Source organism: Bacillus sp. JJ1532 (assembly GCF_036965085.1).
Classification (GTDB): Bacteria; Bacillota; Bacilli; order Bacillales; family Cytobacillaceae; genus Cytobacillus.
Genome location: NZ_JBALOW010000002.1, coordinates 135986 through 148994 on the forward strand (window position 1 = coordinate 135986; position 13009 = coordinate 148994).

At 40.2% G+C, this 13009-nt stretch carries 12 protein-coding genes; 1 reads left to right on the forward strand and 11 read right to left on the reverse strand.

Going from position 1 to position 13009, the window contains the following annotated elements; translation table 11 throughout:
- Positions 1-21: 21 nt before the first annotated feature.
- From V7122_RS01035 to V7122_RS01060, 6 genes are all read right to left on the reverse strand, one after another.
- Entirely contained in the window at positions 22-1206 is a 1185-nt protein-coding gene (locus V7122_RS01035) for a CaiB/BaiF CoA transferase family protein (RefSeq protein ID WP_335525505.1), read from the reverse strand.
- Between the two features lie 15 nt (positions 1207-1221).
- A complete protein-coding gene (locus V7122_RS01040; RefSeq protein ID WP_335525507.1) occupies positions 1222-2049 on the reverse strand; it encodes an enoyl-CoA hydratase/isomerase family protein in 828 nt (275 codons plus the stop codon).
- The gene (locus tag V7122_RS01045; protein WP_335525509.1) at positions 2030-3091 is read right to left on the reverse strand and encodes an acyl-CoA dehydrogenase family protein; all 1062 of its coding nucleotides are present in this window, start codon (positions 3089-3091) and stop codon (positions 2030-2032) included. Before V7122_RS01045 ends, V7122_RS01040 begins: the two co-directional genes overlap by 20 nt.
- Positions 3088-4242: an acyl-CoA dehydrogenase family protein gene (locus V7122_RS01050; protein WP_335525511.1), complete on the reverse strand. Its 1155-nt coding sequence runs from the start codon at positions 4240-4242 to the stop codon at positions 3088-3090. Before V7122_RS01050 ends, V7122_RS01045 begins: the two co-directional genes overlap by 4 nt.
- A 136-nt stretch (positions 4243-4378) precedes the next feature.
- Complete coding sequence (locus V7122_RS01055) at positions 4379-5647, reverse strand: (Fe-S)-binding protein (protein ID WP_335525513.1); 1269 nt, start codon at positions 5645-5647, stop codon at positions 4379-4381.
- Positions 5640-7052, reverse strand: a complete 1413-nt coding sequence (locus V7122_RS01060; RefSeq protein WP_335525515.1) for an FAD-binding oxidoreductase — start codon at positions 7050-7052, stop codon at positions 5640-5642. Before V7122_RS01060 ends, V7122_RS01055 begins: the two co-directional genes overlap by 8 nt.
- A gap of 131 nt (positions 7053-7183) precedes the next feature.
- Here V7122_RS01060 and V7122_RS01065 point away from each other — a divergent pair, with 131 nt between their 5' ends.
- A complete protein-coding gene (locus V7122_RS01065; RefSeq protein ID WP_335525517.1) occupies positions 7184-7825 on the forward strand; it encodes a hypothetical protein in 642 nt (213 codons plus the stop codon).
- A gap of 71 nt (positions 7826-7896) precedes the next feature.
- On the opposite strand, the gene V7122_RS01070 is transcribed toward V7122_RS01065, so the two are convergent.
- From V7122_RS01070 to V7122_RS01090, 5 genes are read right to left on the reverse strand one after another with little or no spacing between them, the layout of a single operon-like run.
- Positions 7897-8694, reverse strand: coding sequence for an ABC transporter permease (locus V7122_RS01070; protein ID WP_335483464.1), 798 nt, complete (start codon positions 8692-8694; stop codon positions 7897-7899).
- Complete coding sequence (locus V7122_RS01075) at positions 8694-9641, reverse strand: ABC transporter permease (protein ID WP_335525519.1); 948 nt, start codon at positions 9639-9641, stop codon at positions 8694-8696. Before V7122_RS01075 ends, V7122_RS01070 begins: the two co-directional genes overlap by 1 nt.
- Positions 9605-10705, reverse strand: a complete 1101-nt coding sequence (locus tag V7122_RS01080; protein ID WP_335525520.1) for an ABC transporter ATP-binding protein — start codon at positions 10703-10705, stop codon at positions 9605-9607. Before V7122_RS01080 ends, V7122_RS01075 begins: the two co-directional genes overlap by 37 nt.
- Positions 10706-10722: 17 nt before the next feature.
- A complete protein-coding gene (locus V7122_RS01085; RefSeq protein WP_335525522.1) occupies positions 10723-11835 on the reverse strand; it encodes an ABC transporter substrate-binding protein in 1113 nt (370 codons plus the stop codon).
- Between the two features lie 33 nt (positions 11836-11868).
- The gene (locus V7122_RS01090) at positions 11869-12846 is read right to left on the reverse strand and encodes a TAXI family TRAP transporter solute-binding subunit (protein ID WP_335525524.1); all 978 of its coding nucleotides are present in this window, start codon (positions 12844-12846) and stop codon (positions 11869-11871) included.
- Positions 12847-13009: the final 163 nt, after the last annotated feature.

Consider the following 13009-nt stretch of genomic DNA (forward strand, 5'->3'; position numbering starts at 1 on the left):
CCTCTTTCAGATCAACTCTCTTCATATTACATTGTTTTTAGACAAAACTGAAAGTTCTTCTGCCTCTATTCCAAGAAGTTCTTCAAAAACTTCCTTATTGTGCTGGCCTAACCCCGGCGGGCCAAATTTCGTTTGGATATTTAACCCACTGTGCCGAAGCGGACTAGCCAGCAGCTTTACCTCACCCGCAGCATGAGGAACTGTTTCGATTCCCCCCCTAGCGATTACTTGATCTTGCTCTAATGCCTGTTGAATATTATTAACACGTCCTACAGGAACCATAGCTTCCGCAAGAATTTCAACCCATTCACTTGACGTCCTGTTCGCTAGTACTTCCTTAATCAGATGAACTAATTCATCTTCATTTAGTTTTCGATCATTATTTGTTAAAAAGCGTTCATCACTACCCCACTCTGGATGGTCCAATGCGTGAGATAGCTTTCGGAACAAGTGATCGTTCCCCGCACAAATCATAATTGGGAAGTCAGCGGTTTGAAATACTTGATATGGCGCAACATTATTATGCTGATTGCCTTTCCGCACAGAAATCATTCCTGTATTTAAATAAGCACTAGCCACATTGGCCATACTCGAAACTTGGACATCCAGCAAAGACATATCGATATATTGGCCTTCTCCAGTCAGATCTCTTTGCCGTATTGCTGCGACTATACCCAATGCAACATAAACCGAAGTAATGATATCGGCAATCGGAATCCCTACTTTGGTGGCTTCGCCATTTGGGTCACCTGTTACATCCATCAACCCGCTCATAGCTTGTATGACTGGATCAAATCCAGGAAGTAAACCCAAGGGCCCATCTTGCCCAAATCCTGTTACCGAGCAAACAATGATACCTGGATTCCGTTCCTTTAAAACTTCATAATTTAGCCCAAGTTTATTCAAAGTTCCAGACTTAAAGTTTTCAATGACGACGTCTGATTTTTCTACTAAATCCAGGAAAAGTTTCTTCCCTTCTTCCGATTTTAAATTGAGGGTGATCGACCTTTTATTACGATTAGCACTTAAATAGTAAGTACTCTCTCCATTTTTAAAAGGTCCCCACTCCCTCATACTGTCCGAACCACCTGGTGGCTCTACGCGTATGACGTCTGCACCCATGTCTCCGAGTGTCATGGCTCCAGCTGGGGCAGCATAAACTCTAGACAAATCCAGCACACGTATATCATGCAGGGGCTGTACCAATCCAACTCACCTCTTTCACTTTATGGCAGCTCTATTTTTTCCGAAATTCGGTTTTCTTTTTTCTGTGACAGCTCGCACACCTTCTTGATGATCTTCCTCTTCCATAACGAGCGCCATTTTCGATGAAATATAGTCAAGTGAAGACCGTAACGACATTTCGCTATTTTGATAGACAGCGCGCTTGATGAGCTGCGTTGCCAGTTGAGGACCACTTGCTAAGTTGTGAGCGTAGTCTTCAACTGCTTGATCAAGCTCCTCATCTGGCACAACAAATGTAACGAGTCCGAGTTCTTTTGCCGCTTCTGCTGTCAGCACTTCTCCCGTCCACAACATATGCAATGCCATATCTCGACCAACGAGTCGCGGCAAGAAGTACGCTCCACCGTCTCCAGGTACAATTCCTACTTTGATATAACTTTCAGACAATCGAGCTGATTCTGAAACAAAACGAATATCACACATAAGAGCCATATCAAGTCCTGCTCCAAATGCCACTCCATGTACTTTAGCAATCACTGGTTTGTCGATTTCTTCTAATAAAAGAGGGATCCGCTGCACTTTTTTCCACAAAGAGTTCTTTCGATTTATTCCTTTTGAAACAATATCTTGATCCGACTTGTAGAATCCGTTACCAGCAATCATCTCCTTAATATCTCCACCAGAGCAGAAACCTCTTCCTGCTCCTTGGACTATTAAAACAGAAATCTCATCTGAATCCCTCACTTTCTCAAGCGAGTCAATCCATAAATCTAGCATTTCGCCACTAAACGCATTGAGTGCTTCAGGACGATTTAATGTGATCGTTGCGATATTATTATTTACTTCAAACAGTAGATCCGGCATGTGCTTCCTCTCCTTTTACATGAGTAATCGATTCCCAAATCGTTTCTTCTCGAGCCTGATACAAACTGGCTAACTTATCAGCCCAATATGTCTCATTTCCTGCTTCTTCACGCCACGACCACAAACGACGAGTAAAATGATGAAGTTCATGTTCATATGTCATCCCAATTCCAGCATGAAGCTGGTGTGCAGCTTTTGCGACCACATTCGCGTTAGCGGATAACTCAATTTTAGCCATTGCTATTTGCTCTTTCCCTAAGTCTGATGGATAAGATGCACTCGCCACAGAAAGTGTTGAATAGGCTGCAGCCACCTCGCCAGCCATTGCAGTCAAGTGATGCTGGATAGCTTGGAACTTGTGCAGAGGGCGACCAAACTGCTGACGCTCTTTTGCATAAAAGGTAGATAAAGAGAGCACACTTTCCATCGCACCTGTCATCATCGCTACACGGCTAAGCGCTAAGAATTGTCTGTAATCTTCTAAAGCCTCTTTAAAACTTAGATCTAATTTCTTTGTTTCTCCTAGATTTAAAAAGGTTAAGCTATCACGAGGCTCTGCAGCGAGATTATCATTCTTTTCAATCTCACATGCTAATGTATTGACTAATGAATAAGCAGCTTGTTCCCCGTCCTGCCGGATCACAACCACTTCGTCAACATATCTTCCGTATGGAACATGTATCAACTTATACGGAGATTGAATCGACGAGCTTTCTTCTGCGAAATGAACGACTCTTAATTTATCCTCTACCTCACCTTCATGGGCGGCAAGAAATTGATTGGCGTATATAACCTCAGCTAAAGGAATTGGAGCAGCGTACTTTCCGATGACCCGCAGGATAGCAAAAACGTCCTCATAATCTCCGCCGACTCCACCTTTCTCTTCTTCAATTCCAAGTAAAGTTAGCCCGGATTCTTGAATCGTTTTCCAAAGTGAACTCGCCCACTCACCTTCTTCAAAACGTTCACGTTGTTCTTTAGTCGATAAGTCTTTTAAAATTTTCCCGGCAGTGTCTTCAATAAATGATTTCATCTCACTCATGCAGATATCACTCCTTTTCCTACTATTCCTCTAAGGATTTCAGTTGTCCCCCCACGAATGGTAAACCCTGGGCCGTGTAAAATGGATTCCGCTAACAGCCTGGCATACCCATCTTCCGCATGCTTGCTTGGCATCGCTGGTAAAAGAAGCCGCATGACTTCAGCTACATGTTGCTCAAAGCTGTTGCCAAGATCTTTCACTAGAGCAGCCGCTAAGTTCACATCTTTTTTCTCTTCAAGCAGAGCTGCAATCCCTATCGACATATTACGCAGTGACCACATTCGGCTTACTAGTTTCGCAGCCTCCATCAAACCTCTATGATCCTCTTTTTCTTTCAATAAACGAATCGCCTCTTCAAGCAGTGGAAATGTGCTTAAAATTCGTTCCGGGCCACTTCGTTCGAATGCCAGTTCAGTTAATCCTTGTGCCCAGCCATTTCCAACTTCCCCAACTACTCTGTTATCTGGAACAAAAACGTTTTCAAGAAAGATTTCGTTAAAATGATGTTCACCCGTTAAGAATTGAATTGGCCGAATGGTTACGCCATCAGATTTAAGATCAATAATTAGCTGACTCATACCCCCATGACGGTTTTTTGGATCCTGAGGAGAAGTTCGGCAAAGGGTGATCATGTAGTGCGAATGATGAGCACCAGAGGTCCATGTCTTCATTCCATTAACGATCCAGCCGCCATCCACTTTTTCAGCGGTTGTTTTTAGTGATGCTAAATCAGATCCTGAGTTCGGTTCAGAAAGTCCAATCGAAAAGAAACATTCACCTTTCACGATTTTCGGAATGAAAAATTCCTTCTGTTCTTCTGTCCCAAACTTTAAAAGTAACGGTCCAGATTGACGATCTGCAAACCAGTGTGATGCAACTGGAGCTCCAAAAGCCAAAAGCTCTTCTGTAATAATGTAACGGTCAATCGAGGAGCGTGCTTGCCCTCCGTATTTTTTCGGAAATGTAATCCCGATCCAGCCTTGTGCCCCAATCTTTTTCGAAAATTCCTCACTATATGCGCTTAGCCAAGAATCAGCATGTGTGTCAAATGTTCCTTTTTGTTTCTCAGCTTGTAAGAAAGAACGGACTTCTTTCCGAAACTCTTTTTGTTCTTCCGTAAATTCAAATGCTGGAAGTTGTAATTGTCTCATTACCCCTCACTCCTTTTACCGATATAGCGTAATCATTACGCAAATGATGTATATAGATTTATATTAATCTACCTTCACTTTATTTGTCAATTTAGAATTAACAGAAAATTATAACTGTATTTTCGTTGATTAGGAATTAGTTTATCTCACAGGCTTCGGCTAGCAGTTCAACAATATGAACAACTTTGATTTTTTCTGTCTTCCCTATGCGCCGGGCACCTAATTTCATCTGTAAATGGCAGCCCGGATTACTTGTGACGATGATATCTGGCTCCACTTTTTCAATATGATTCATCTTTTGATCCAACACTTCCATCGCTTCATTGTAGTGAACAACATTGTAAATTCCAGCAGATCCGCAGCACATGTCCTGTTTTTCAAACGTGCGATAATCAATCCCCGGAATTTTCATTAATAATTGATGAGGTTCATTAACGACTTTTTGAACATGCCGTAAATGACACGAAGGTTGGTATGCGACAACTTTTCGAATCTCTTTAGTAAATGGCAATGAACTCTCGGCTAATAAAACGCTAATATCTTTACACCGCGCGGCAAATTTTTCTGCACGAGCATGCCATTCTGAGTGTTCGTCAAACAATTCAGGATACTCCACTAACATCGCACCACAGCCGCCGATACTATTGACAATAAAATCAAAATCATATTTTTCAAATACTTCAATATTCTTTTGAGCCAGTAAAATAGTCTCTCTTTTTTTCCCACTATGATGCAAAAGGGCTCCACAGCATGTTTGTTCTTCGAGCAAGGTGACTTCACAGCCTGCTAGTTGCAGTAATTTCATACTGTCATCATTGATTTTTGAGAACATCATATCCATAATACAGCCAACAAAAAATCCAATCGCATAAGTCTTCTTCCCAATTGGAGGTAATACTTTGTATTCTCTTTCTTTCTTTTTCGGCATCTTGATCTCGGGTGCGATGGATTCCATTGCCTGAATGCTTTCTGGGAATACCCTCATGATGCCTGCTTTTCTCGCTAATGATACCATTCCTGTTTTTTGTGCAATTTCCAACCCTCTTCCAGCAGCTTTTTGCCACTTTTTATTCGGTAATCCTTTTTCAAGGAGGAACGATTCCATCCTAGAAGCAGGCATTTCTTTCGCGATTAATTCCTTAGCAGATTGTAAAATGGTCCCGTATTGAACATTGGTCGGACAAGCTGTTTCACAAGCTCTACAGCCTAAACATAATTCAATGGAGGAAGCTGCAGACTCGATCGAAATTTTTCCCTCTGCTAATAACTTCACTAAATTAATTCGCCCCCTTGGTGACTGAGTTTCCACACCTGTCGTCTCGTAGGTTGGACATTTGGGCAAGCAATAGCCGCATTGGACACATGCAAACGTTTCTTCATACGCTAATTGATGGCTTCTACTCATTAGTTAACACAAACCTTTGTCCAGGCTCAGGAAACATTTTTCCCGGATTTAAGAGGTTATGAGGATCCCAGGCTTCTTTAATCCGTTTCATCATGGATAAACCGGCTACACCAAGCTCCATCTCCATAAAAGGGGCCTTCATCGTACCAATCCCATGTTCACCTGATAACGTCCCACCCATTTCCACTGCGGCTTTAAAAATCTCCTCGACTGCTTTTTCAACACGCTTCATTTCTTCGATATCACGTTTATCCGCAATTATATTGGGATGTAAATTCCCGTCACCAGCATGGCCAAATACAACCAAATCAATGTTATACGTATCTCTTATTTTCTTTAAGCGTTGAAACATGTCTGGAATCCTGCTGCGCGGAACAGTGGCATCTTCTGAAATTTTCGTTGGCTTTTTTCGGACTATCGCTGGAGAAACTAGTTTTCTCGCCTTCCAAAGTTCGGCTTCTTCTTCCTTTGTTTCTGCTATTTTCACTTCAATAGCCCCGATTTCCAAACAAATTTCCTTCACCCTTTTGGCTTCTGCCTCTATTGCAGCAGGGTGTCCATCCAATTCTATTAATAACAGTGCTTCTATATCGGTGGGTAACCCTGATGGATCAAATTGCTCTACAGCGACAACAGATGCTTGATCCATAATTTCTAATTTAGATGGTAAAATGCCACCTGTCAGGATGCCGGAAATGGCTCTTCCAGCAATGACTAGGTCATCAAAAAGGACCAATAAAGTTCCTGTAGACTGTGGTTTAGGGATTAGCTGTAAAATCGCTTTTGTTATAATCCCTAAAGTCCCTTCAGACCCAACAATTAATTTTGTTAAGTCATATCCCGTTACATTTTTTACGGTTCTTCCCCCCGTTTGAATTACTTCACCGTCAGCAGTAACCACTTCAAGGCCGAGCACATAATCTTTCGTAACCCCATATTTCAGTCCACGCGGCCCTCCAGCGTTTTCCGCTAAATTTCCCCCAATCGTTGACACATGAGAGCTGCTCGGATCAGGAGGATACATAAGACCATATTGATTGGCCATTTTATTTATATCCGCCGTGATGACACCTGGGGAAACAATAGCGACTAAATCATCTGGTTCGATAATTAAAGTATCCGTCCATTTTGAAAAATCAAGAACCATTCCTCCATGAACAGGTAATGGTCCCCCGCTTAAGCTAGTTCCCCTTCCCCTTGGATAAATCGGGGTTTTATATTTATTGGCCACTTTGACAAGGCCGACCACTTCATCCGTAGAAGTTGGCTGTACAACAATATCCGGAGGAAAAACGCCGAAAGAAGCATCATATGAATAACTGGCAAGATCCGCTTCATTTGTAAGTACTCGACGTTTATTATTGACGACTTGACGTATTTCTTTTTCTATTTCTGCATGTATCAAAACACAAGCCTCCTTTGAAATTACTAAATTATATTCGGGTGTAGAATTCAAAATATTTCATTTATTTAATTTAAAAATAATAGAATAATAGTTATAATGAACAAAATGAGAATTGAAAGAGGATGACAAATTTGAAAGTAGCCTTGATCCATGCAACGACTTCTGCTTTAAAGCCTATTGAAAAAGCTTTTCAGAAAACAGCCCCTGAAATTGAACTGCTGCATTTTATGGATACTCATTTGCTTTCTATGATGGAAAAATCCGGCGGCTTAACCCCCGAAATTATTCGCAGATTTTCGGCATTGGTCAACCTTGCTGCTGAAGCTGATGCAAATTGCATTCAATTGACTTGTTCAGCCTTTAATAACATCACAGCGATTTTGCAGCCAATGCATGATGTTAAACTTTTTCGATCAGATGAAGCCATGTTGGATGAAGCACTTGCCTATGAACGAATTGGCCTCATTTCCACTGTTAAAGAAACACCTGTTGCCTTAATGAGTTATTTAAGAGAAAAAAAGCCGGATTGTATCATTGAATCTCTAGTAGATCCCGGAATTATCCACCTTCTTTTTCAAGGGAGGGTCGATGAACACGACGAAAAAGTACGAAACATGATACAGCAAATGGACGAAAAAGTAGATGTCATTGTTCTTTCTCAATACAGCATGGACCATATTGCCCATCAGATTCAGACGTCTGTTCCTATTCTTACTGCTCCACAAGCAACTGTGAATAGATGTATAACCTATTTAAAAAGCCTTTCCTCTTAAACTAAAAACAGCCGGCCGTTTTACTTAAATAAGCAAATCGGCCGGCTATTGTTTTTTTCACATCATCATTCCTAATGCTGAGTGCCGCCGAATACCTTTCCAACCCCATGAATTTTTTCAAGTACGACTATTAATATGACAGAAATGAAAATAACCACACTTGAAACGGAAGCTACTATTGGATTATAAGCATCCTGCATCGTTGAGAAAATCTCAATTGGAAGTGTTCTCATATTGGGGGAAATCATAAACAATGAAACTGTGACATTATCAAAAGATGTCAAGAATGCAAATAATCCCCCAGATATCATGGCCGGTCTGATAAGCGGCAGTGTTACCTTCCAAAAAACGATGAATGGGTTTGCTCCCAGAATTGCTGCTGCCTTCTCCAAATTGTAATCAAATCCGCTTAACCCTGTTAGTACTAAGCGAATAACATACGGAATACAAATGATCGTGTGTGCAATCAAAAATCCTGTTGATGTACCTGCAAGCATCATCGGTGTGAAATAAATAAGCAGGGCAATCCCCAATACTAGCTGTGGAACACTTAACGGCGCTGTCAAAATGGATGTAATATAATGTTTTCCTGGAATATCATATTTCGCAATCGCGAGTGCACCTAGTGTCCCGAATAAAACAGCAAAAAATGCGGCTAAGAAGGCAAATTGCAAACTATTAAAGAAGGCTTCGACGAACTCTTGGCGTTCTAAAATCTTTGTATACCATTGCAGAGAAAAACCTTTTGGAGGAAAACTTGGATAATTTGCACTTGTAAAAGATGCCGGAACGACAGCAATTAATGGAATTAATATATAAATGATCCCTAATACTGCAAGGACGAGTCGGAGCTTTCCAAGTGCTTTCATCATCTAAACACCTCCCTAAACTTACTTTTTTCAAATGCCCGTGTAAAGAAGAAAACGGATAAAAGAGTAATTCCTAAGAGTACGTAAGACAACGCAGAGCCAAACGTCCATTTCAGCAGTGTGTTAATTTGGTCGTATATTACAACTGGCATCATCGGAACATTCGCTCCTCCCATTAAAGAAGGGGTGACATAGGCACTCATAGATAAACTAAAGACGAGCACACATCCTGATACGATCCCAGGCAAACTAAGTGGAAGGGTTATCTTTAAAAAACTGCTCATCGGGCTTGCACCAAGAATGGCTCCCGCTTTCTCCAATGAAGGGTCAATATTATACAAGCTCGTCGCAATGGCTAAAACCATGAAAGGTAAATAGGCGTTTGAAAGCCCAATTACGACACCAAGTTCAGAAAATAATAGATTAAGCGGCTTTTTGATTAGTCCAATATTCATTAAAAATTGATTGATTGTACCATTTGGCAATAATAATAAGTACCATCCAAAATTACGTACAACGATGCTGACCAAAAGAGGCGAAGCAATTAATAACGTTATATATCCCCTAACTTTTGGAGAGCTTTTGGCCATCGTTAAAGCAATTGGATATCCGAGGATAAGAGAAACAAGCACAGAATATAAACTGATTTTTACCGTCAACCACATTGAAGATAAATAATAGCTATCGGTAAATAAATTGATATAGTTTTGTAAGCTATAAACCGCATCCGCACCATTCAAATTATCAGTAGAAATAAAACTTAAATACAAAATATACAGCATAGGAACAATAAAAAATCCAAAGACGAATAAAAGGATTGGGATTAAAAGAAGAAGCCCAGCGATCCAACTTCTTCTTTTTCTCACTTTCGTCTTTCTTTGCGGTTCTCCCTTTACCTTTACTTGTTCATTTACTTCTTGATCAGCATAATTTCTGAGGGGTTCCATCCAACATACACCTCACTTCCATATTGCCAAGATGAGTCATATGAATTGGTTAATAATTGAATCGTTTTCCCTTGTAACGAAACATCAACTTCCCATGAAGTTCCAAGGTAATTAAGCTGAATAATTTTAGCAGGCTGAAGTTCCAATGTTGCAGATGATGTTTCTCTAGTAGTGGAAATGTAAACATTCTCAGGGCGAATATAAAGCTTCACCTCATCCCCAGCTATCAATGAACGATTCTCCCCTATAATATTAGCCGAATCGACATGAATAATTTCCTTACCTACCTTCACCGAAATTTTCCTGCCATCGGTATCCATAACCTCTCCTTCAAAACAATTCGATTTACCTATGAATTGAAAGACAAATTCAGTTTCGGGATGATTGTAGATAACAGTCGGTGTACTAATTTGTTCAATTTTCCCTTCATTCATAACAACTACCCGGTCAGACATTGATAGAGCTTCCTCTTGATCATGTGTTACAAAAATCGTTGTTACACCAATTTCCTTTTGTAAACGTTTAATTTCTGCGCGCAGTTCATGTCGTAATTTTGCATCTAGATTGGATAGGGGCTCATCAAGCAGCAGTAATTCCGGCTCAACTACAAGCGCCCTTGCGATAGCGACACGTTGCCTTTGACCACCCGATAATTCCCTTGGGTAACGGTGCTCAAGCCCTGACATCTTAACTAGTTCAAGAACTCGATCAATTTTCTTTTTTTGTTCTGCTTTAGCCACTTTTCGCAACTTCAGACCAAAGCTAAGGTTCTCTAGCACAGTCATATGTGGAAACAAGGAATAGGTTTGAAATACCATACCTAGGTCGCGCTTATAGGGAGGGACTTTCGTTACTTTTTTTCCTTTAATATAAACCTCTCCCTGATCTGCTTCAAGAAAGCCTGCAATTAAATTCAATGTCGTTGATTTCCCGCAGCCTGAGGGTCCAAGGAGTGTTAACAACTCACCCTGTTTTACTTCTAAGTCAATATCATTCAATACGACATTGGAACCAAATTGCTTTCTTGCTCCCTTTATCTCTACATCGAATGTAATTGCATTCATGGGTATTCCCTCCATTCTTATTTCAGTAATTTACCGATTTCTGGAACTACTTCTTTCGTCCAACGATCAGACCATTCAGCACGAATTTCCGCAAATGCAGCAAAATCAGGTTTGTATGTTTTGTCTGTATCCTTTAGCCCAATTGATTCTTGGAATTTCTCTGGAAGCTCTAGTCCTTCAACAACTGGATAAAATCCCTGTTCTGAAATCAATTCTTGTGATTCTTTACTAACTAAGTAGTTAATGAATTCCAGTGCCTCTTTCTCGTTAGGGGCATTTTTCACAAGGGCTCCACTAAAGGATTGAATAGGTACTCCTTCTTTCGGTACAACCATTTTAATTGGAACACCTGATAACGCTAAGTCACCAATAACATAGCTTCCCATTACAGTTACATCTGCAGAACCTTGCTGAATCGCTGGCATTACTTGTGTTGAATTTTTATAAAAAGTCGGTGAGTAACCGGCAAGTTCTTTTGCTTTTTCAATCCCTGGCTCCACATTATCTGTACCGCCTCCATTTGTCATTGCCAGTGCATATAATGTGTTAAAGCCCCAGTCATTTGTAATATCCACAAACGCTGTTCTTCCTTCATATTGACCTGATGGTAAGTCGTTCCATGATTCTATCGGTTTCAAACCTTTCTCTTCAAACGCTTCTGTATTATAAGCAGGGGAAATGACCAATCCAAATACTGGAGCGCCTCCACCCTCAACTGCAATAAATTTCGGATCCACATTATTCATATTTGGAACATTCGATCCATCAACCTTTTCTGTAAGCCCCTTGTCATTCGCGCGATATACATCTGTTGGTACAAAGATGGCTATATCAATTTGCGGTGCATTTTTTTGTAATTCTACCTTAGATAAAATCTCTCCAGAAAGTCCTGGAACATAGTTAACAGTGATACCTGTTTCCTCTTTGAACTTAGGAGCAATAACGTCACGAATTGTTTTTTCAATAACCCCGCCATTTCCAGCAATGGTAATGGATTTTTCTCCACTCTTACTCTCATTCTTACTTTCATTCGTACTGGCTGTCTCTCCAGCCTTTTGTGGAGTAGGAGCGCCACACGCTGATAAAACAATTAGAAAAGCGATTGAAATTAGTGCAATAATCTTTTTCATTTTCACTTGCCTCCTATTTGTAAATTTAGTATTTTAACGGATGATTTCTTCGAAAAATTGTTTTGCTCCAGGATGGAAATCTATTGGAATCCCTACAGTAGCTTCAGCTAATTTGATTTCCATTGCTTCTGGGTGAACGTTTTGCAATTCTGGTAAATGGTCATATAACGTTTTTACCATTTGATAAGCTTCTTGTTTAGGCAAATCTGGGTATGTAAGAAGTACATTTTTTACTGCTAATGTAGGTGTACTCTCCACGCCTTCGTAAGTTTGACTGCTTATTTCATCGAATGTATAAAATTCAAACTCTTCATGAAGTCTGTCAGCAATTTGTTTTGAAATTGGAACAAGTGAAATTTCCATCTCTAAAGCAAGGTCTGCAATCACAGGATTCGGTAAACCAGAAGAAAAGAAAGCAACATCAATCGTTCCATTTCTTAAAGCATCCGCCGATTGTGTGAATGAAAGAGCAGATAAATCCATTTCATTGCTTGCTAGATTGGCAGCCTTCAGGACCCTTTCAGACATTAGCTTTGTTCCACTCCCGACTGTTCCTACACTTACTCTTTTCCCTCGTAAATCATCTAAGGTTTTAATATCACTATTGGTCGTGACAATTTGGATGAAATTAGAGTAAATTCCAGTAAGGGCGAGAATTTCGTTTTTATTAATTTCTGGTAATGCAAGCACATCCACTGTACTGAATCCTAACTCAGCTTGTTTCTGACTTACTAGTTTTGTATTCTGAATCGAAGCGTTCGTCACTTGTGTTCCAGATGCTTTTCCATCATACTTTCGAAATAAGTCTGCCATAGCCTGCCCCATAGGAAAATACACACCTGACATATCACCAGTAGCAATAACTAATGTAGTTTGATTTCCTGTAACTTTCTCTGATAGCAGAGGAACTGGTTGAACCTCAGTTGAAAATAATTCCTGTTTGATCTTTATACACCCAATCAAAAGAAATATTAAAAGGAACAAGATTTTAATAAGCGTCCCTGTTTTCAATGACTTTCCTCCTTTCATACAAATAACACTTGCAATTACCGTGCCAATATTCAGATTATTGTATTTGTATGCGTTTTCATAATATTAATCATTTTCTTGTAAATAAAACCGGCAAATTCTGCCGCTGTTTTCAGCAAAATTTGCCGGTTTACCAAATTTATCG